Source organism: Rhizobium laguerreae, from assembly GCF_019778565.1.
Lineage (GTDB): Bacteria > Pseudomonadota > Alphaproteobacteria > Rhizobiales > Rhizobiaceae > Rhizobium > Rhizobium laguerreae.
On sequence record NZ_JAAXQT010000001.1, the window covers coordinates 1363761 to 1384199 of the forward strand.

At 60.8% G+C, this 20439-nt stretch carries 22 protein-coding genes; 14 read left to right on the top strand and 8 right to left on the bottom strand.

Annotation, left to right across the window (positions count from 1 at the left end):
• Positions 1-183: 183 nt before the first annotated feature.
• The 4 genes from HFO71_RS06725 to HFO71_RS06740 form a co-directional block, all read right to left on the bottom strand.
• Complete coding sequence (locus HFO71_RS06725) at positions 184-1131, bottom strand: formylglycine-generating enzyme family protein (protein ID WP_077978177.1); 948 nt, start codon at positions 1129-1131, stop codon at positions 184-186.
• Between the two features lie 113 nt (positions 1132-1244).
• Complete coding sequence (locus HFO71_RS06730; RefSeq protein WP_077978176.1) at positions 1245-1775, bottom strand: hypothetical protein; 531 nt, start codon at positions 1773-1775, stop codon at positions 1245-1247.
• Positions 1776-1846: 71 nt separating this feature from the next.
• Positions 1847-3484 carry an arylsulfatase gene (locus HFO71_RS06735; RefSeq protein WP_077978175.1) on the bottom strand — a complete coding sequence of 546 codons (1638 nt, stop codon included), beginning with the start codon at positions 3482-3484 and terminating at the stop codon, positions 1847-1849.
• A 386-nt stretch (positions 3485-3870) separates the two neighbouring features.
• The gene (locus HFO71_RS06740; RefSeq protein ID WP_077978174.1) at positions 3871-4074 is read right to left on the bottom strand and encodes a hypothetical protein; all 204 of its coding nucleotides are present in this window, start codon (positions 4072-4074) and stop codon (positions 3871-3873) included.
• A 402-nt stretch (positions 4075-4476) separates the two neighbouring features.
• Between HFO71_RS06740 and HFO71_RS06745 the strand changes: the two genes are divergently transcribed.
• The 4 genes from HFO71_RS06745 to HFO71_RS06760 all read left to right on the top strand — a co-directional run bounded on the left by HFO71_RS06745 (position 4477) and on the right by HFO71_RS06760 (position 8682).
• Positions 4477-5571 (top strand): septal ring lytic transglycosylase RlpA family protein, encoded by a 1095-nt coding sequence (locus tag HFO71_RS06745; protein ID WP_077978173.1) that lies wholly within the window; start codon positions 4477-4479, stop codon positions 5569-5571.
• A 71-nt stretch (positions 5572-5642) separates the two neighbouring features.
• Complete coding sequence (locus tag HFO71_RS06750) at positions 5643-6836, top strand: D-alanyl-D-alanine carboxypeptidase family protein (protein WP_077979192.1); 1194 nt, start codon at positions 5643-5645, stop codon at positions 6834-6836.
• A 131-nt stretch (positions 6837-6967) separates the two neighbouring features.
• Positions 6968-7648 carry a dTMP kinase gene (tmk, locus tag HFO71_RS06755; protein ID WP_077978172.1) on the top strand — a complete coding sequence of 227 codons (681 nt, stop codon included), beginning with the start codon at positions 6968-6970 and terminating at the stop codon, positions 7646-7648.
• Between the two features lie 8 nt (positions 7649-7656).
• Positions 7657-8682 (top strand): DNA polymerase III subunit delta', encoded by a 1026-nt coding sequence (locus HFO71_RS06760; protein WP_077978171.1) that lies wholly within the window; start codon positions 7657-7659, stop codon positions 8680-8682.
• A gap of 39 nt (positions 8683-8721) precedes the next feature.
• Here HFO71_RS06760 and HFO71_RS06765 read toward each other — a convergent pair whose 3' ends face one another.
• Entirely contained in the window at positions 8722-9510 is a 789-nt protein-coding gene (locus tag HFO71_RS06765; protein WP_077978170.1) for a sulfite exporter TauE/SafE family protein, read from the bottom strand.
• A 234-nt stretch (positions 9511-9744) separates the two neighbouring features.
• Between HFO71_RS06765 and metG the strand changes: the two genes are divergently transcribed.
• Genes metG through HFO71_RS06780 form a run of 3 tightly spaced genes read left to right on the top strand, consistent with a single transcriptional unit; the run spans position 9745 to position 12905 of the window.
• A complete protein-coding gene (gene metG / locus HFO71_RS06770) occupies positions 9745-11295 on the top strand; it encodes a methionine--tRNA ligase (RefSeq protein WP_077978169.1) in 1551 nt (516 codons plus the stop codon).
• A gap of 4 nt (positions 11296-11299) precedes the next feature.
• On the top strand, positions 11300-12082 hold the full coding sequence (locus tag HFO71_RS06775; protein ID WP_077978168.1) for a TatD family hydrolase: 783 nt from the start codon (positions 11300-11302) through the stop codon (positions 12080-12082).
• A gap of 4 nt (positions 12083-12086) precedes the next feature.
• Positions 12087-12905, top strand: coding sequence for an MBL fold metallo-hydrolase (locus HFO71_RS06780; RefSeq protein ID WP_077978167.1), 819 nt, complete (start codon positions 12087-12089; stop codon positions 12903-12905).
• Here the strand turns inward: HFO71_RS06780 and HFO71_RS06785 are convergent.
• Complete coding sequence (locus HFO71_RS06785; RefSeq protein ID WP_025394600.1) at positions 12902-13528, bottom strand: TerC family protein; 627 nt, start codon at positions 13526-13528, stop codon at positions 12902-12904. The genes HFO71_RS06780 and HFO71_RS06785 overlap by 4 nt on opposite strands.
• Positions 13529-13785: 257 nt before the next feature.
• On the opposite strand from HFO71_RS06785, the gene HFO71_RS06790 reads away from it, so the two are divergent.
• Both HFO71_RS06790 and HFO71_RS06795 read left to right on the top strand, forming a co-directional pair.
• Positions 13786-14454 carry a hypothetical protein gene (locus tag HFO71_RS06790; RefSeq protein WP_077978166.1) on the top strand — a complete coding sequence of 223 codons (669 nt, stop codon included), beginning with the start codon at positions 13786-13788 and terminating at the stop codon, positions 14452-14454.
• A 66-nt stretch (positions 14455-14520) separates the two neighbouring features.
• On the top strand, positions 14521-14898 hold the full coding sequence (locus tag HFO71_RS06795) for a hypothetical protein (RefSeq protein ID WP_077978165.1): 378 nt from the start codon (positions 14521-14523) through the stop codon (positions 14896-14898).
• Here the strand turns inward: HFO71_RS06795 and HFO71_RS06800 are convergent.
• Complete coding sequence (locus HFO71_RS06800) at positions 14871-15155, bottom strand: hypothetical protein (RefSeq protein WP_165503815.1); 285 nt, start codon at positions 15153-15155, stop codon at positions 14871-14873. The two genes, HFO71_RS06795 and HFO71_RS06800, sit on opposite strands and share 28 nt — an antisense overlap.
• Before the next feature lie 158 nt (positions 15156-15313).
• Here HFO71_RS06800 and HFO71_RS06805 point away from each other — a divergent pair, with 158 nt between their 5' ends.
• Positions 15314-16135 carry a universal stress protein gene (locus HFO71_RS06805; RefSeq protein WP_077978164.1) on the top strand — a complete coding sequence of 274 codons (822 nt, stop codon included), beginning with the start codon at positions 15314-15316 and terminating at the stop codon, positions 16133-16135.
• 82 nt (positions 16136-16217) lie between these two features.
• Here HFO71_RS06805 and HFO71_RS06810 read toward each other — a convergent pair whose 3' ends face one another.
• The gene (locus tag HFO71_RS06810) at positions 16218-16742 is read right to left on the bottom strand and encodes a PAS domain-containing protein (RefSeq protein ID WP_077979191.1); all 525 of its coding nucleotides are present in this window, start codon (positions 16740-16742) and stop codon (positions 16218-16220) included.
• A gap of 300 nt (positions 16743-17042) precedes the next feature.
• Here HFO71_RS06810 and HFO71_RS06815 point away from each other — a divergent pair, with 300 nt between their 5' ends.
• From HFO71_RS06815 to HFO71_RS06830, 4 genes are all read left to right on the top strand, one after another.
• The gene (locus HFO71_RS06815; RefSeq protein WP_025394595.1) at positions 17043-17822 is read left to right on the top strand and encodes a LamB/YcsF family protein; all 780 of its coding nucleotides are present in this window, start codon (positions 17043-17045) and stop codon (positions 17820-17822) included.
• 111 nt (positions 17823-17933) lie between these two features.
• On the top strand, positions 17934-18641 hold the full coding sequence (locus HFO71_RS06820; protein WP_170268500.1) for a 5-oxoprolinase subunit B family protein: 708 nt from the start codon (positions 17934-17936) through the stop codon (positions 18639-18641).
• Positions 18629-19585 (top strand): 5-oxoprolinase subunit C family protein, encoded by a 957-nt coding sequence (locus HFO71_RS06825; RefSeq protein ID WP_077978163.1) that lies wholly within the window; start codon positions 18629-18631, stop codon positions 19583-19585. Before HFO71_RS06820 ends, HFO71_RS06825 begins: the two co-directional genes overlap by 13 nt.
• 111 nt (positions 19586-19696) lie before the next feature.
• On the top strand, positions 19697-20389 hold the full coding sequence (locus HFO71_RS06830) for a DUF599 domain-containing protein (protein ID WP_077978162.1): 693 nt from the start codon (positions 19697-19699) through the stop codon (positions 20387-20389).
• Positions 20390-20439 lie beyond the last annotated feature (50 nt).

Consider the following 20439-nt stretch of genomic DNA (forward strand, 5'->3'; position numbering starts at 1 on the left):
GCACACCACTTCCGATTATGTCGAAGATGAGCGATTCGCGCGCATCTTTCCGGCGCTTTGTATAAATTGCCGCGGAGGCAACCAGGTGTCCCTATTGCGCTGGCGCAGCCGTTTGTAGCCGACGAAGCTGTCTATCTCCGATCTGAATCCCTCAGCCAGTGAAATCAGCGGGTCGCTGTTGCATTATGAACGGACAATACATCGGAAGCCTAGATGGCAAGTTGCTGTATCGACGGGTTGCGCCATGCGTGCGGCCGGCCGGTAACGGCGGCAATAATTGGGCGCGCAAAGATGTGAGCCGCCCTTCATGACTTTGCGTGGAATGCTGATCTGCGGTTGGCGCGGATCATAGCTGTTGGAGAGTTCAGCGCCGACAGGATTCGAGATCGTGCAGCACGGGCTGTCGATCATGCCATGCTCTTGATACCAGTCGGTCGTCCATTCCCAGACATTGCCGGCCATATCGAACAAACCGTAGCCGTTGGCGGGAAAGCTCCCCACGGGAGATGTGCCCTCGAAACCGTCCTCCCGACTGTTTTGGACGGGAAACTCGCCCTGCCAGGTGTTGGCCATATGCCGACCGCCGGGCAACATTTCCTCTCCCCATACGTAGTCCGCCGCCTCAAGCCCCCCGCGTGCGGCAAACTCCCATTCTGCTTCGGTTGGCAGTTCCTTGCCGGCCCAGGCCGCATAGGCTTGTGCGTCGTCGAATGTGACATGGACGACCGGATGCTCCAATAAGCCCTTGATCGTGCTTGCCGGCCCTCGCGGATGCCGCCAGTTTGCTCCGCGCACATATTTCCACCAGTTGTAGTGGTTCGTCAGATCAACAGGCGACTTTGGCTTGATGAAAACGACTGACGATGGTGCCAGCATCTCCATAATGGCACCCGGATAGTCAGCCGGGTTGGCCGGCCGCTCCGCCGTGGTGACATAGCCGGTCGCCTCGACAAAGGCGGAAAAATCCCGGTTCGTCACTGGGCATGTGTCCACCCAGAACCCATCGACACGAACCCTGTGCGCCGGGGCTTCCTCCCGATAGTGGCGATCCGAGCCCATCAGGAAATCGCTGCCGGGGATCCATAACATACGACCGCTCGCACGCGCTTTCAAAATCGGTGGTTCCAACATGGCTTCGCCTTGCGTTCAACCCTTACTCATCATATTCGCAAAGACCTTCACTCAAATGACCCCGGCTGGTTGCCGTCATCAACCTCTGGAAGAGAACTCGTCTTCGCCGGCCTTCATCCGCATTTACTGCCGCGATGTTCGAAGAACAAACTCCAAAGCCTTCCTTTGCCGAGTGCCACTCCCAATTCCCTCGATGCCAGATAAGGGATCAAGATCAACAGCATGATTGCGCTCATGGCCAGGAGCTCGGGCAGCCGACTGGCTATATCAGCGATGACAAACGAGAGTGCCCTGCCATGAAGGAACCCAACGACGCACTCTTCAGCAAGCGACATGACGAGGATCAGGGACAGATAGAGTGCCGCCTTGTAGGCCACGACGCCGACGAGTCTCGAACTGCCGGACCGCTCTCCGAGGCCGATCGTATGACCGAGCAGGATGAACTTTCCGAGAATGAGAGCCTTGATTGCGGGTATGCCGAACACAAGAAATTCCACACCCTGACTACCGAGGACGGCCATTTTGTAGAGGAGGATTACCGCGAAACAGACATAGAGATAGGCGCAGAGGAAGGCGTACTCCTTTATCTCGTGCTTCGCTCGCTGGAGGATAGTCGTCGCCTGTCCGTTCTCATTCGCATTCATCGATCTTTTCCGATCACAGGCGGATGGCGCCGAACATTAACGGCGCCATCCTGGCCTTCGTCAACGTCTGATCACTGTCCGCCACCCTGCTGGAGTTTCTCGAGCACATGGTCCAGCGAGAAGCTTCCCGGCGCCTGGCGAGGCGGATATTTTACGTAGGTTTGAAGGTGTTTGGCCACAAATGCCTGGGCCGGAACCAGCGCAAAGGCATGTTCCACGCGCCATCTTGCATAATCCCCAGCTGCATGCTGGGCAATCTCGAACGGATCGGCGCGAAGGTCGATTAGTTTTGGAAATCTCAGTGTGATCAGAGGATCCTGCCACACGTCCAACCCTTCTGCTCGTTGTTCCATGAACACCAGCTTCCACCGGTCGTAGCGCAATCCTGCCAGGTTCCCCTCATCAGTCCAGTAAAAATACTCCTTGCGCGCCCCAGGCCCTGTGCCGTCAAACAGGTTGCGTTGATTGTAGCCGTCAAGATGCACGTTGAATGTCTTGCCCGCCGCTTCATAGCCGGCCAGAAGCTTGGCTGCGATGTCAGGCTCACCGGCTGCTGCAACCAAGGTCGGCAGCCAATCTTCGTGGGAAACAATCTCATTGATCTCGGTTCCCGGCTTGACGATGCCCGGCCAGCGGACCATCCCAGGCACGCGGTAGCCACCTTCCCAATTGGTATTCTTTTCGCCATGGAAAGGCGTTGTGCCGCCATCAGGCCAGGAAAACACCTCTGCACCGTTATCGGTCGTCCAGACAACGATGGTGTTTTCGGCGATGCCAAGTTCATCGAGCTGGTCGAGCAGTTGGCCAACCATACCGTCGAATTCAGCCATGCCGTCGGCAACGATCCCCAAGCCCGTCTTGCCTTTCGACTCCGCCTTGAGATGCGTATAGATATGCATCCGGGTCGCGTTGAACCAGCAAAAGAACGGCTTTTCGGCTTTGGCGCTGCGGTCGATGAAGTCCTTGGCAGCACCTAGGAATTCCTCGTCAACGGTTTCCATGCGTTTTCTGGTGAGCGGTCCCGTATCCTCAATCGTCTGCTTGCCCACTCTTCCGAAACGCGGATCCTCGGTCGGATCGTCTGTCTCGCTCGCTTTGCATTTCAGCACGCCACGCGGTCCGAATTTCGCGCGAAACTGTGGATCCTTCGGGTAATCGGGGTTCTCCGGTTCTTCTTCGGCATTGAGGTGATAGAGGTTGCCGAAGAACTCATCGAAGCCGTGGACGGTTGGCAAAAATTCGTTTCGATCGCCGAGATGGTTCTTGCCGAACTGGCCGGTAACGTACCCTTGCGGCTTGAGCAGTTCGGCGATCGTCGGATCCTTCTCAGACAGGCCTTCCTTGGCTCCGGGAAGCCCGACTTTGAGCAGCCCCGTGCGAAAACAGCTCTGGCCGGTAATAAAGGCCGCTCGCCCCGCCGTGCAGGATTGCTGCGCGTAGAGATCGGTGAAGATCGCACCTTCGTCGGCGATACGGTCGATATTTGGCGTCTGGTATCCCATCTGCCCGCGATTGTAAGCGCTGGTGTTCCACCAGCCGATGTCATCGCCGAAGATCACAAGTATATTCGGCTTCTTTGCTCCTGCCTGGGCAAGCGCCGGAATGCTGGCGACCGGACAGAATGCCGCTAATGCGATTGCCGAGCCGCCGCCCAGCAAGATTTGGCGCCGGGTACTATTGAGTTCCGTCTTTCCCGTTTTATCGCTCATCTCATGCCTCCCTAACTGTCACAGAGATTTGGCGTCAGAAAGCAACCTAACGCATTCGAATATCCGCGCTATTGCACTTAGGGGCAGTTGCCTTGGCCATGGATATCGTTCGAGGATAATCAGACGCTGGAGGCTGAGCTTGCTGCGCCTGCGTTATGAGCACGATGAAACTGAGTTCCTGGTGCAGAACGGAGGTTGACGGGGAATTGGTCCGACGAAGATCTGCACCACTCGGCCGCTATCGAAATGCCACGCGCATCTCTCGCGCAGACTATGCGCATTTCGACCGAGGTCGCCGCCATAAGCAAGATCGCTGACCTCTCAATGATAGAAGCTCAGCCGGCCCTGCAATGAGAAGGTGGCCTACAACGGGAGATTCAACAGACTTAGCTTCCGTCAGATCCAAGGCCCTTCGGACCGTTGAGCTGGTTCATATCCTCGCCGAGAGATCGAACCGCCTCCATCGTCACGGCGAGGGCCGACATCAGGATTGCGATGTCGTTGTCTTTCTCCGGCTGGGAAAGCTGGCGAGATCGGGCGCGCAACTGCTGGCTGACCGTGTCGAGCCGCGTCAGGGTTTCATCGTTCATGGTGATCCTCCAAAGGTCTAAACCTTCAAAGCCCGCGGCGGACAATTCGTTCCCATACAGAAGGAAGTGCCGCCCACTGCCGCTCGTCAAATACGCGCAGACCGTGTTTCAATATGGAGCTTTTAGGGCGTCCGGAAGCACCCGGATGTTCACCATATGCCCCGCATCGGCACGATGATTTCGGGCCTTATTGCGGCGGCGAAGGGCGGGTGGAGAAGGCATCCGTTAGTGATTTATAAACCATAATCATTAGAATTGTCGCTATCGCTGCGAAATCGTTCGTAAATTTGCCACGAACTTAGCAAGATTAAAGCCTCGTTAGGCGGGCGGGAATAAGGCGCTATTGCCCCAAGATGGGGCAGGGTTCCTTAACCATAACGATCTTTGAGCGGCGTGGGGCATATGAAACTGGATTACGGGGCGGCGTCTTTCGCAACGACAGCACGATGGCTGGCGATCTCGGCGATGTGTGCGACGGTTGCAGCTTGCGGCACGACGCAGGCGGTGCCGAAGAAAAAAGCCCACGGCAAAGAATATTTCTCCGAATCCGAATATGGCGTGAAGGCGAGCCCGCGGGTAGCCACCGGCAACAATATCCCGAAGGGCGGCGGCCGCTACATCGTCGGCAACGCTTACGAGGTGAAGGGCAAGTGGTATTACCCGAAGGAAGACTTCGCCTATAACAAGGTCGGCGTCGCCTCCTGGTATGGTTCGGCCTTTCACGGGCGCCTGACGGCGAACGGCGAAGTCTACGACCAGATGCATCTTTCCGCCGCGCATCCGACCTTCCCGCTGCCGAGCTATGCGCGCGTCACCAATCTCGAAAGTGGTTCTTCCGTCATCGTGCGCGTCAATGATCGCGGTCCCTATCACGAAGGCCGCATCATCGATCTTTCCAACAAGACGGCCGACATGCTGGACCTGCAGCACAGCGGCACCGGCAAGGTGCGCGTGCAATATGTCGGTCGCGCCCGCATGGACGGGCACGACATGCCCTATCTGATGGCCTCCTACGCGCCGAAGGGCAGCCGCATTCCCGGCGTCAATCCGGAAGGCCAGATCGCAACCGGCGTGATGGTCGCCTCCAACAGCCGCAAGATCACCCGCGACCAGCTGCAGCGTTCGGAAGACTACGAGACGCCGGCCAACGTGCCGGTGCCGAGGTCGGCCACCTCCTATGCCGGCTCGACGCCGAGCGCGCGCTACAATGCAGCACCGGCGTCTGCACCGGCTGCCCATGTTCTGGTGGCACCATCAGCGCCGTCCTTCAACAATGGCGCTCAGGCGATGGACCAGATGGTCGTGCTGCCAGAGATCGGTCCGATGCCCTACGAGCGGCCCCAGAATTCACTCGCGCTCGGCTATCAGAACGGAGAGGTCAGGACGGTGACCGTCGATCTCGCCTTCGATGCGGTGATGGTGCGCAATGACGGGCTGACGCAGGATTCGATCCTTGCCGCGGCCAAGCGCCAGCAGGCAAAGTTCGCCGCGCGCTGAACTGGCAATTGCATCGGATTTCCTCGCGTTCTAACCTCCTGAAATACGCCGCTCGATCAATGGAAATTGCGATGCTGAAGCCCGCGCTTCGCCTGCTTGCATGCCTCACGTCGCTCACCACCGGCGCATTTGCAGCCGATGGCGGTGCAGCCGGTTTCGCCACCAAGGCGGCGCAGGCCTATATGATCGAGGCAGCCACCGGTACGGTGCTTCTCGCCAAGAACGAGGACCAGAGCTTTTCGCCGGCTTCGCTCGCCAAGCTGATGACGATGGATCTCGTTTTCGACGCGGTGACCAAGGGCCAGATCACGCTCGACACCGAATATCCCGTTTCCGAATATGCCTGGCGGACAGGCGGCGCACCGTCGCGGACCGCAACGATGTTTGCCAGCCTCAAATCGCGCGTGCGCGTCGAGGACCTGATCAAGGGTGTCGCCATCCAGGGCGCCAATGACAGCTGCATCATTCTCGCGGAGGGCATGGCCGGAAGCGAGCAGCAATTTGCCGTGTCGATGACGCGACGCGCCCGCGAACTCGGCATGGAGAAGGCCGAGTTCGGCAATTCCACCGGCCTTCCCGATGGCAAGAGCAAGGTTACGGCACGCGAGATGGTGACGCTCGCCGCCGCCCTTCAGCAGACCTATCCGAACCTGTATCCCTATTTCGCGCAGCCGGATTTCGAATGGAACAAGATCCTCCAGCGCAACCGCAACCCGCTGCTCGGGCTCGATCTCGGCGCCGACGGGCTGGCGACGGGCTTTACCGAGGGCGAGGGCTATTCGATCGTCGCTTCGGTTGAGCGCGACGGCAGGCGGCTGTTTGTGGCGCTTGCCGGCATTGCCTCCGACAAGGAGCGGACGGAGGAAGCCAAGCGCGTACTCGAATGGGGGCTGACGGCCTTTGAGAACCGGCAGATCTTCGGCGAGAAGGAAGTGATCGGTGCCGCCAGCGTCTATGGCGGCACGGCGCGCACCGTCGATCTCGTCGCCAAGGCGCCGGTCAGCGTCTATATTCCGATCAGCAATCCCGACCGGCTATCGGCGCGCATCATCTATCGCTGGCCGCTGACGGCGCCGGTCAAGCCGGATACCCAGGCAGGCACGCTGAGGATTTTCGCCGGCAGCCGGCTGCTCAGGGAAGTGCCGCTTTACACCGTGCAGGCGGTGGGCGAGGGCTCGCTCAGCAGCCGGGCGGTCGACGCCATGCTGGAACTCGGCGAATCGCTGTTCTTCTCCTGGCTCTGGGACAAGCCCGCGCCTGTCTGACGCCCGATTTCTGGTACAATTTGCCGGGAAAGGTGAATATGTCGCCGCGGCGAAAGGTTTTCCTCCCTGATATCTTCGGATAGATAGAAGGAGCGGGGCGCGTGCGGCGCCTGGAATGCGGGAAGTTGTCATTGTCATCGGGTACGGGATTGTTCGTTACGTTTGAAGGCGGGGAAGGCGCTGGGAAATCCACGCAGATCCGCCGCCTCGCCGAGGCGCTGAAGGGCGAAGGTCACGACGTGCTGATGACGCGCGAACCAGGCGGATCCCCGGGCGCCGAAGCCGTGCGCCACGTGCTGCTGTCGGGGGCTGCCGAAGCCTTCGGCACGCGGGTGGAGGCAATCCTCTTTGCCGCGGCCCGCAACGACCATGTCGAAGAGGTGATCCGGCCGGCCCTGGCCGCAGGCAAGGTCGTGCTCTGCGACCGCTTCATGGATTCCTCCCGCGTCTATCAGGGCATCACCGGCAATCTCGAGCCCGATTTCATCGAGACGCTGCAGCGCATCGCCATCAACGGCGTCATGCCGGATTGCACCGTGATCCTCGATATCCCCGCCAAGGTCGGGCTGGAGCGGGCGCAGAAGCGCGCCGCGGACGATGCTCCCGATCGCTTCGAGAAGGAGCGGCTGGAAACGCACGAGAAACGGCGCGAGGCCTTTCTCGATATCGCCGCCCGCGAGCCGGAGCGCTGCCACGTGGTCAACGCCATGCAGACGGAGGAGGCGATCGCCGCCGAGATCCTGGCGATCGTCCATCAGCTGCTGTCGCCCGCAGGTCGTACGCGAATGCCGGAAGCCGCTCACCATGAGTGAGGCCCATTATGAGTGAAGAGAGGCCCGGACTGCTCGACGGCGCCATCTGGCCGGGGGAAAATACCAGGCTGTTCGGCCATGCGGAGGCGGAAGCCTTCCTTGCGCAGTCCTACCGGTCCGGCAAGGGCCACCACGCCATCCTGATCGAGGGGCCGGAAGGCATCGGCAAGGCGACGCTCGCCTTCCGCTTTGCCAATCACGTGCTCTCGCATCCCGATCCAGAGACAGCGCCGGAGGCAATCGGCGATCCGGATCCAGCCTCTCCCGTCAGCCGGCAGATCGCCTCCGGTGCCTCGCACAATCTCCTGCACCTTGCCCGGCCGGTGGACGAGAAGACCGGCAAGGTGAAATCGGCGATCACGGTCGACGAGGTGCGCCGCGCCGGCAAGTTCTTCTCGCAGACGTCTGGCACCGGCAACTGGCGGATCGTCATCATCGACCCGGCTGACGATATGAACCGTAATGCGGCCAACGCCATCCTGAAGATCCTGGAAGAGCCGCCGAAGCGGGCGCTGTTCCTGGTGCTGTCGCATGCGCCGGGACGGCTGCTGCCGACGATCCGCTCGCGTTGCCTGCCGCTGAAACTGGCGCCGCTTGCTGACGATGAACTCGTCGCTGCCCTTGCCCATCTCGGCATATCAGGTGAGGGCGGGGCGGTGCTTTCGGCCGCCAAGGGCAGCGTCGGCGAGGCGTTGAAACTGTTGAACTACGGCGGCGGCGAGATCATTGCCGCCTACGACGAGATGCTTTCCGCCGAGGGGCCGACAGCCCGCAAGGCGATGCATCGGCTGGCCGACGCGCTTTCGGGCCGGGAAAGCGACACGATCTTCGATTTCTTCGTCAGCCATGTCGGCGACGACATCATGAACCGTGCGCGCGCGGCGGCCGGCGAGGGGCGGATCGCCGCGGCAGAGCGGCTGGCACGGCTCTATTCCGAGATCACCGAGCGGCTCACCGTTTCCGATGGCTACAACCTCGACCGCAAGCAGACGATCATCAGCATTCTCGCAGATATCAAGCAGCCGGGCTTTTAAAGCGCGTCACCGCTGACACTTTCCGGCACCGTGCTCTGGTCAGCCGGTCAGCAGCTTACCTGCGACAACGGCAAGCGTGGCGGCAAGGACGATGCGGATGGTGCGTTCGTGCAGCTTCGGCGCCAGAAGGCTGCCGATGATGATGCCGGGGATAGAGCCGATCAACAAGGCAACCAGCATCGGCCAGTCGATCTCGCCGATCAGCCAATAGCCCGTGCCTCCGATCAAGGTCAGCGGTACCGCATGGACGATATCGGAACCGACGATCTCGCGCACATCGAGCCGGGGATAGAGGACCAGCAGGATCGTCACCCCCAGTGCGCCGGCGCCGACCGAGGTCAAGGTGACGAGGATGCCGAGAACGAACCCGAGAATGACGGTGAGGGCGAGGATGGTCGTCGGCTTCGGCGGCGTTCGATCGCCGATTGCGCGGCGCGCCAGTTCGAGGATCGGGCCTCGGAAGACCAGCATGATCGCGGTCATGACGAGAAGCCAGCCGAGTGCCGTGGTAATCGTATTGGTCACGCCGATGCTTTTGCGATCGACGCCTGCCAGCAGCCACAGCATCAGCAAGGCGGCCGGCAGGCTGCCGGCTGCGAGGCTGCCGACGATCTTCCAGTTGACGCGCCCATGCATGCCGTGGACGGCAGTGCCCGCCGTCTTGGTGATTGCCGCATAGAGAAGATCGGTGCCGACCGCGGTGGCGGGATGGACGCCGAAGAGCAGTACCAGCAGCGGCGTCATCAGCGAACCGCCGCCAACGCCGGTGATGCCGACAAGGGCGCCGACGAACAGGCCGGAAAGCGAATAGAGCGGCTCGAATGTCAAGCAGGCGCCCCCGACGGCGCGCGGCCACGACCATTCCGGTAGATGAAAACTCGCACTTCGTTCTTGTCCCGCCCTCTATCCCAAGACGGGTAGATTGGGCGAGAAGCCGAGTCAAGTTCACGCCCTCATCGTCCCGGAAATCATCGACGACTGGAAAGTTGAGGTTTCGCTTGACGATGACATGCGCTAAGAGCGGCTGACCATTTTTATAGAGTTAGCCGGACATTGGCCGCCATGACAGACAAGACACCCTTCTACATCACTACCGCGATTTCCTACCCTAACGGCAAGCCGCATATCGGCCATGCCTATGAGCTGATCGCGACGGATGCGATGGCGCGCTACCAGCGCCTCGACGGCAAGGACGTGTTCTTCCTGACGGGCACCGACGAGCACGGCCAGAAGATGCAGCAGACGGCGCGCGCCGAGGGGATCACTGCGCAAGCGCTTGCCGACCGCAACTCCGGCGAATTCCAGGCCATGGCGACGCTGCTCAACGCCTCGAACGATGACTTCATCCGCACCACGCAGGAGCGTCATCACGAGACGTCGCGGAACATCTGGAAGCTGATGGCCGACAATGGCGACATCTACAAGGATAGCTATGCCGGCTGGTATTCGGTGCGCGACGAGGCCTATTACCAGGAAAACGAGACCGAACCGCGCGCCGACGGCGTGCGCTACGGGCCGCAGGGCACGCCGGTCGAATGGGTGGAAGAGGCAAGCTATTTCTTCAAGCTCTCCGAATACCAGGACAAGCTTCTCGCCCATTACGAGGCGAACCCGGATTTCATCGGCCCGGCCGAGCGCCGCAACGAGGTGATCTCCTTCGTCAAGTCGGGCCTCAAAGACCTCTCGGTCTCGCGCACGACCTTCGACTGGGGCATCAAGGTGCCGGACGATCCCGCCCACGTCATGTATGTCTGGGTCGACGCGCTGACCAACTACATCACCGCAACGGGCTATATCGAGGACAGGAACGGCCCGCGGGCGAAATACTGGCCAGCCGACGTGCACATCATCGGCAAGGACATCATCCGCTTCCACGCCGTCTACTGGCCAGCCTTCCTGATGTCGGCGAAGCTGCCGCTGCCGAAGCGGGTCTTTGCCCATGGCTTCTTGCTCAACAAGGGCGAGAAGATGTCGAAGTCGCTCGGCAACGTCGTCGATCCGGTCAATCTGGTGAACCATTTCGGCCTCGATCAGGTGCGCTATTTCTTCCTGCGCGAAGTCTCCTTCGGCCAGGACGGCAGCTATAGCGAAGAAGCGATCGGCACCCGCATCAACTCCGACCTCGCCAACGGCATCGGCAATCTCACCAGCCGCTCGCTATCGATGATCGTCAAGAATTGCGACGGCAAGATCCCGGAATGCGGGGCGCTCAGCGACGAGGACAAGGCGATGCTGGCTGAGGTCGACGCGCTGCATGCCTCGACCCGCGAGGATATGGGCAAGCAGCAGATCCACCGGGCGCTCGCCTCGATCATTTCGGTCGTTTCCGAGACCGACCGTTATTTCGCCGGCCAGGCGCCGTGGGCGCTGAAGAAGACCGATCCGGAGCGCATGGGCACGGTGCTCTATGTCACCGCCGAAGTGGTGCGCCAGATCGCCATTCTGCTGCAGCCTTTCATGCCGGAATCATCGGCCAAGCTGCTCGATCTGGTCGCAGCACCTGCAGACAAGCGCGACTTCGCCGCTCTTGGGCAAGCCGGCCGTCTCGTTGCCGGAACGGCGCTCGAAGCGCCGACGCCGGTCTTCCCGCGCTACGTGGCTCCGGAGGCTTGAGGCCGTGCTGATCGATACGCATTGCCATCTTGATTTCGCCGACTTCGAGGCGGAGCGGGGCGAGATCGTCGCGCGCGCGCATCAGGCCGGTGTGGCGCAGATGGTGACGATCTCGACGCGGGTGCGCAAGCTCGAGACGCTGCTTGCCATCACCGAGAAATATCCTTCGGTGTTCTGCTCGGTCGGCACGCATCCGAACAATGCCGACGAAGAGCTGGATATCCAGACAGAAGAGCTGGTGCGTCTCGCCAATGCCCATGAGAAGGTGGTGGCGATCGGCGAGGCCGGTCTCGACTATTTCTACGACACGCAAAAGCCCGAGGACCAGCAGACAGGCTTCCGCCGCCATATCGCGGCGGCGCGCGAGACCCGGCTGCCGCTCGTCATCCACAGCCGCAGCGCCGACGAGGACATGGCCGACATACTGACGGAGGAAAGCGGGAAGGGGGCATTTCCCTTCATTCTCCACTGCTTCTCCGCAGGCCCGGAACTTGCCAAGACCGGCGTCGCACTCGGCGGCTATATCTCCTTCTCAGGCATCCTGACCTTCCCGAAGTCGGACGAGCTGCGCGAGATTGCCAAGACGATCCCGCTTGATCGGCTGCTTGTGGAAACAGACGCGCCCTATCTGGCGCCGAAGCGCTGGCGCGGCAAGCGCAACGAACCGTCCTACGTCGTCAACACGGCCGAGGTGCTCGCCGATACAATCGGGCTTCCCACCGAAGAGGTCGCGCGGATCACGACGGAGAACGCTTTCCGCCTGTTCTCGAAGATGCCGAGGATCTAGCGGCGTGCTCTACCGGCGGCGTTTCACCATTCTCGGCTGTTCGTCGTCACCGGGCGTGCCGCGCATCACCGGCGACTGGGGCGCCTGCAATCCCGACAATCCGAAGAACCGGCGCACACGCGCTGCCTTCATGGTGCAACAATTCGCACCCGATGGCGGCGTCACCACAGTCGTCATCGACACCGGGCCGGATTTTCGCGAGCAGATGATCAGGGCAGGGGCCGACCATGTCGATGCCGTGCTCTACAGCCATCCGCATGCGGATCATATTCACGGCATCGACGATCTGCGCGGCTATTTTCACAACACCCGCCGCCGGGTGCCGATCTTTGCCGACCAATTTACGATGGACAGGTTGCGGGAAGCCTTCGGCTATTGCCTGGAAACGCCGCCGGGCAGCAATTACCCGCCGATCGTGCTGCCGATCGTCATCGAAAACCTCGACGCGCCCGTCGAAATTCATGGTCCAGGCGGGACGATCGCCTTCCATCCGCATATCCAGCAGCATGGGGATATCCACTCGCTCGGCTTCCGCATCGGCGATGTGGCTTATTGCAGTGATATCAGCGATTTCCCACCGCAGACCGTCGAGAAGCTTCAGAACCTCGACATGCTGATCATCGACGCGCTGCAATATACCTACCATCCGAGCCATCTGTCGCTGGAACAGTCGCTCGACTGGATCGGCCGGTTGAAGCCCAAACGGGCGATCCTCACCCATATGCACACGCCGCTCGACTACGACGTGGTGATGGCTGAGACGCCGGACCATGTGGTGCCGGCGTATGACCAGATGAGTTTTGAGACCGAGGTCAGGCTCTAAAGCTTGAACCCGCTCGCTTGCACGTAGGGCAGCAGTTCGACGCCGCCGCGGTGGATCATGTCAAGCGAGACATAGAGGATGATCAGCAGGCCGACATAGGCGATCCAGCGATGGTTGGTGAGCAACCGGGCGATAAAGTTTGCGGCAATACCCATCAGCGCGATCGACAGGGCAAGACCGATGACCAGCACGCTCGGATGTTCGCGCGCAGCACCGGCAACGGCCAGCACGTTGTCGAGCGACATCGAGACGTCGGCAATGACGATCTGGGTCGCCGCCTGGAAGAAGGTCTTTTTCGGCGCACCTTCGGCACCCACCGCTCCGTGATGCTCGCCATGGCCGGCGCGAAGCTCGCGCCACATCTTCCAGCAGACCCAGAGCAGCAGCAGACCGCCGGCCAGCAGCAGGCCGACGATCGCCAGCAGGTAGACTGCGACGCTGGCAAAGAGAATGCGCAGAACGGTCGCGGCCACGATGCCGACGATAATCGCCTTGCGGCGCTGTGTCGCCTCGAGGCCGGCAGCAGCAAGACCGATAACCACGGCGTTGTCGCCGGCGAGAACGAGGTCGATAGCAATGACCTGCAGCAAAGCCGTCATACCGGCTGCCGTAAACATGTCCATATGAATATCCCCAATACGTCAAAGCCGTGCTAGCGTCTCGAAGGTTTGACGTCAACCGCTGAGCGATTTCGCAGGCGGCGTAATTTGCGCGTCTGCGCGTCGAAATGGCTGGCGGCAATGAAACAGCAGGCGATACAGCGGAGCATCGCCATTCCCTTGGAACATTCAACACAGCCGCCGGTTCTTCAAGTCAGGAAACCAGACTTCGGCCAAACTTCGGCTTGGCGGCTGGATCCAGATACCGAGAGGAGAGTCCCATGGGCAGCATTTACAATGATACCAACCCGGCCTTTTCAGGCCCGACAGGCGGCAGCAGCCTTGCTGCATTCTTCGACAGCCGATCGGACGCCGAATCCGCCGTCTCCCGTCTTGAGGACGCGGGCGTGCCGGTTGCGAGAATAAGGCTGATGCCCGGATATGAGGCGGGCGCAAAAAATACCGGCGCGATGAGCGACGACCGCAGCGGCTTCTTCGACGCGCTAGCAGACTTCTTCTTCCCCGACGAGGATCGCGCGGTCTACGCAGAAGGGCTGCGGCGAGGCGGTTTCCTCGTCCAGGTCAATGATGTCGATGACGCGCTCTACGAGACCGTCCACGATATTCTGGACGACGAAGGCAGCATCGACATGGATGAGCGTGCAGATCTCTGGTCGTTGGAGGACAGGCAACAAGGCGCGTCCAATACCGGTTTTGCCGGCCAAGCCTCCGGCGGCAAATCGTCGGACGATCTCGCCGTGTCCGAGAGCGCATTCGACGACGCCCGCCCAGTGGCAATGCGCGACACCACGCATGGAAGCGCCAAAGTGCGCGCCTATACTTTGCCCGGCAGTAACGAGCCATCGGACGATGCCGATCGGCAATCGCAAAGCCAGTCGCAATCCCAGGGCGGGTCTCACCAGAGCCAGGGTTTCCGGCGCGACCATTGATATTATGAGGCCCGGCCCCAATGCCGGGCTTCATTTTTCTCGCTTACCCTATTCGAGGAGATGTCGATGCAATCATCCATCAACCGCCACGGCCTTCCGCCTGACCCCGACGAACTGATCGCGGAAGGCGATCCGCCCTTTGCCGATGCGGCTGAGCAGACCGCGCGTGAAAAGGCCGACGAGAGCCTGCATGCCCTGCAGCATGAGGTCAGGCTGCTGAATGCCCGTATAGGCGTGCTGCGCGAGGATGCCGAAGCGGCGCTGAAAGCCAAGGCGGTATCGGTCGATGCAAGCGCTCATGTCCAGCTTGGCGATTATCCCTGGCTGAAACTTGCCGCGGCGATCGGCACAACCTTCATTGCAGCCAGACTGGTTCGGCGTCTTGCGCTCGGCGTACTGCTTGCGGGATTTGTTGGTCATATCCAGGAGGTGAGACGGCAGTGACGGATCGTCTTTGATGATGGCTGTCTGGTGCGGGGGGCGAGTTTGATACGCGAATAAGCGCTCATGCTAGAAGCAGGCCAGCAATTCCGGCAAACGTCCGACACCGCCAGGATCGCGAAACGAACCGCATAAGCGATACTCGCCATACTTGCTGCAAGGACGGCTTTCGCAAGAAGATTGGCGAAGCCCAGCGCAAAGACCGCCAATGCCGCAATGGTGCCGGTGGCGCTGCAATCCTCTTCTTGTGCCGCCTGCATCGATCTTTGCCGCTTCGCCCAACGAATTCCGCTTGCTTCCTGATGAGGACCGTCAATATCACGTTCGCACTTTCGGGTGGAACGACCTTGATCTTCGTCAAAGCGCGGGAGACACCTCTGCGCTATGATAACCTCCAACCATTCGGAGGACATCAGCCGTGAAAGCGCAATTCCATTTACCGCTGGCCACCTATCCAGACGCAAGCTCCTTCTCGCTCCTTCAGAACGCTGTCGCTGTTTCCCTTCACCAGAAGGCCGGTTTGACGGCAAGCATACCGCTGGTCAGGGTCGAACCCTTTCAGCCGCGATTTCCATCACTCATTGACGTCGACAGAATGCGTGCGGAGGCGGAGCGCTTGAGTAAGGACAATGGAACCGTTCTCGGGCAGACGCTCCGTGATTATGCGAAAAAAGCCGAGGTCGAGGTCGATTTCCAGCCATTCGATGCGAGGGAGCCATTTGTCGCACAAACTCTTGCCGAACTGTCGCGCGCATATGATCTTTCCATTTTGGAAGCATCTGTGCTGATGAGGCCGCTGATCGAGAGCGTGCTGTTTGAAAGCGGGAGACCGCTCCTGCTTTTTCCCCCGGATAATTTCTCCGGCCGGATCGATGCTGTCGCCGTCGCCTGGGATGGAGGAGCCACCGTCGCGCGGGCACTGACAGGCGCCAGATTGTTGCTGGAACAGGTCTCGCGTGTCGTCCTGATTTCCGTCACCGATGATAAGCAGATTGACGAGCGCGCCCGAGACCGCTTTGCGACCGCGCTTCGAAAGGCTGGTCTTGCCGTCGATATCGCAGCCGTGCAAACGAAGGGAAACTCACCGGCCAGCGTCATTCAAGCTGCCGCCCTGGAACGCAAGGCAGATTTGCTCGTCGCCGGCGCATTCGGCCATTCGAGACTACGCGAATTCCTCTTGGGAGGGGTGACACGGTCGCTGTTGACCCACCTCGAAATGCCCACTCTCCTTTGTCACTAATTCAGAGTGCGCGCGGCGCGTCGCCGATAGCAGCAATATCGTCATCGAAAGTCTGATGCCACAACCAAAGCTTTGGAACCAATCAATGAACCTTCGCGACGTCTGAAGGCATCGGCTTGGCAAGCTCCCTGACGATAGCTTCAAGCGCATCGGCCGTCGTCCGCAGGCCGGTTGACCGCGCAATTTTCAGTGCCGCATTGCAGTGAGCGGACAATTCGTCTTGCTCCCCGTGATCATTCGTCGGGAAGACGATACCCGCATATTGCGACGGGTTTCCGGCTTCATCCCTGAAGCAACGGCCCAAGGCCGCCACGGCGACTATTTGCCCGCTTCGATCAAATACCCGATAGTCACAGCGATACGGATTTCCTGTGATCACCGATTCTGAAATCGCCTTGGCCACAGATGGCTTGTCGTCCGGATGAATCCGGTCGAGGTATCTGATGACCGGCAACCCCGTGAGGGTCTCTTCCGGATCGAGCCCAAACAGATTTGCCAGCGCCGAATCCGCATAAACCTTGTCGCTCGCCAACTCCCAGGTGAAAATGCCAGGCTCGTCGATAAAGGAAAATTCGGACGTTCCCAAAGCTCTGTTGACATGATTCATTTCCGCATCCCCGGCCTGCACTCCAATGGTGCCGGGTGGCTACGTCACCTGGCTCTCGAAAGAATACGATGCGCTCGATCAAATGACAGGGCGGTCGACCGTTTCGCCCCCAATCTTAGCCGCCTTTCGATCAGACGCAACGGCAAGGACAGTTTAGGTCGACAACGCACACAAGCTCGCTGCGCGCAGCCGGCAGCGTCGTTTTCTTGACGCGCACGGCGAAGATGTGCTCCACCTCGGCTTCGACGTTCCAGCATGCGACGAAGCTGACAAGACCGGCGCGAAGGGTTGACGGAAATCATGACGAAAATCGATCTCAATTCTGATTTGGGGGAGGCGTTTGGACCTTGGCGCATGGGCGACGACAAGGCGATCCTTGACGTTGTCACCAGTGCGAACATCGCATGTGGCGGCCATGCCGGAGATCCGGCGACCATGGTGGAGACGCTTGCCTTGGCCAGCGAACGGGGCGTCGTCGCTGGAGCCCATCCGGGCTTTGCAGATCGCGAGGGTTTCGGACGACGCCTGATCCCCTTGAGCATCCGGGAGGTTGAGCAGCTTGTCGCGACGCAGACCGGCGCGCTGATGGGAGCTGCGGCTCTGGCGGGCGCCCGCGTCCGTTACATCAAACCACACGGCGCACTCGCCAATTGGGCGGCCGACGAACGGCCGGTCGCCGACGCCATCATCCGCGCAACCCGAGCGGTCTCGCCGGAACTTGCCATACTGGCGATCTCCGGGACAGAGCTGGAACATGCGGCCCGCGTTGCCGGGATGACCGTCTTCAGCGAAATTTTTGCCGATCGCGGCTATCTCTCCACGGGTCGGCTCGTTCCGCGTACCTTGCCGGGAGCGATGATCCATGACCCCGCGGAGGCGGCATCTAGATTGATCGGGTACCTATCCAGCGGCCTCATGCCGACGGTCGACGGCGTTCCGATCCCTCTCGATGCGCACTCGATCTGCGTTCATGGGGACAGCCCGGGAGCGCTTGCCATGGCCGTCCACGTGCGCCGGGAACTGCAGAAGGCAGGCATCGAGGTGGGTCCATTCCTTCAACAGACAAAGGAAAACAGGTGATGGCCAAAGGCTATCTTATCGCCCAGGCTGCCGTCACCGATCCGGAAGCCTACGGGACCTGCGCGCGGGCTGCGGATGCGGACTTCATTCTGATCGAAGGCGCCGACTGACGTGTCAGAGGACCCGTCCGCATCGTCCGGCAGCGTTCCGACCTACCGCCCGGTGGGCGGGCACGCGGTGCTCGTCGAATTCGGCGCGACCATCGATAAACGGATCCACGATCAGGTCGTCAAGCTGGATGCCGCCTTGAAGGCGGCACCCTTTGAAGGATTCGTCGAAGCCGTTCCGGCCTATGCCAGCATTCTCATATGCTTCGACCCGCTCGTGGCCGATCATCGGACGACGGAGGCGGCCATTGCCGAGCGTCTGACGGCCGAGGTTCCACAGACGATCGGAGCGATGCGCGAAGTCGACGTCTGCTACGATCCTGATCTTGCGCCCGATCTTGCCGCCGTCGCCGAGGCGAGTGGATTATCGCCGGAAGACGTCATATCCACCCATCTTTCCGGCGACTACAGCGTCTTCATGTACGGCTTCGCTCCAGGATACGCTTACCTCGCAGGCGTGCCCAAAGCCATTCAGCAGCCGAGGAAGCCGGCGCCTATTCGTGGCATCGCCGCCGGAAGCGTGCTGATCGCCGGTCCGCAATGCCTGGTGAGCACGCTCACCATGCCGACCGGCTGGTGGATCATCGGCCGCTCGCCGACAAAGATCCTCGACGCCGCGTCCAACGACCGTCCGTTTCTTTTCGACGTCGGCGACGCGGTGCGTTTCCGCCGCATATCGAGGGCCGAATTCGACGCGAGGTGCCTCGCATGAGCGAAGCCGTTCTTGCAATCAACTTCGCGGGTCCCCACGTCGCGGTCCAGGACGGAGGACGTCACGGATTGATGCGTTACGGCGTTCCGGCCTCCGGTCCGATGGACAGGACCTCGTTTGCAGCCGCCAACGCCGCCATCGGCAACCCTGCTGGTCAGCCGACAATCGAAGTCTCCATGGGCGGCCTGGTTCTCGACTGCATCTCGGGGGAGGTTACGTTCGGCGTCGCGGGAGGAGGCTTCATCGTAGAGCATGCCGGCGACAAGCGCGGCGCATGGATGGTCGCCACCTTGAAGGCCGGGGAGCGGCTGGCAATCCGTCCGGGACACTGGGGAAGCTGGACGTATCTGGCCTTCGCCGGTCATATCGAGGCGAAGACCTGGCTGGGCAGCATGTCGACGCACAGTCTCTCCGGCCTCGGCGGCGGGCGCCTTGCAGCCGGACAGACGCTCACTATAGCCGATCCGGACGTGCGGGATGATCGACATGGTCCAATCACATGTCCGGTCATCGCAAGACCGCGATCCGAGCTGCGTGTGGTGGTCGGTCCACAGGATCGGTTCTTCTCGAAAGAAACCTTGTCGAATTTCCTTTCATCGCCTTTCCGCCTGAGCGACGCCTATGACCGCATGGGCGTACGCCTCCAAGGTCCGTCGCTTGCGCCAAGCGTCGCGCTGGACATGCCGTCGGAAGCGATCGTGCGGGGCTCGGTGCAGGTCGCCGGAGACGGTGTTCCCACCATTCTGCTGGCCGACCACCAGACGACCGGAGGATATCCCAAGATCGCCACGGTGGTGGATTCGGATCTGGACGCCTTCGTCCAGTTGCGCCCACGCGACCATATCGGCTTCCTGGCCGTGACACCGCAGCAGGCGATCGAACACATTCGGCTTCGGGCTTCGACGATGTCCCGTTACCTCGCGGCAGTCCGCGACGGACCATGACGCGCGAACATGGGCATGTCGATCTGAAGGGTAGGGCGGCGATAGGCGCTTGGAGCTGCGCTTAGCTCGAAGTACTGTTCAGAAAAAATCCACATTCGGTTCGGGGGCACCATGGATTTTCTGAACATCGCGGCGATCGTTTTCTTCCTTCTCGTCTGGGTGGCCGTCGAGCCTTTGATGGCAGCAGGGTGGCCGAGGAAGAACGACAGCCTTTCCGTTGACATGGTGCGCATTCGCGCGGCCTGGATGCGGGAGGTGCTGACGCGAGACAACAACTTCATCGGCGATGCCGCGATCCTCGGGCACACGATCAATTCGGCGTCCTTCTTCGGCTCCGCCAATCTTATCGTCATCGTCGGGCTCAGCGGCGCGCTGTTCATGGAGCCGAATTATGGATCGGGTGGTGGCCTGATCGCGATGTTTGCGGCCCAGGATCCGGCGTGGTTTTTCCAATGCAAGGTCCTCCTGATCATGGCGACGCTGCTGCGGGGCCTATCCGATTTCATCTGGGCGGTCCGGCAGATCAACTACTGCCTGGCCGCAATCGGGGCGAGCCCATCCCGCGATGAGGAGAGGGACATCGGCGGCTGGACGAACGCCCTGACCCTGGTTTTGAACCCGGCGCTTCGATCGTTCAGTGTCGGCGTCCGGTCTTATTACTTCACCTTCGCAGCCGCCTTCTGGTTTCTCGGGCCAATCCCCTTCGTTGTTGCGACCATCCTCAGCGTCGGCATTTTGATCTGGCGTCAATCCTGGTCGGATGCTGCAAGGGGGATCATGGCCATACGCAAGCTGCTTGACTAAAGCCAAGTCTTAGGCTGGGCTTGAACAGAAGCGGCATCTTAATGGCGGTA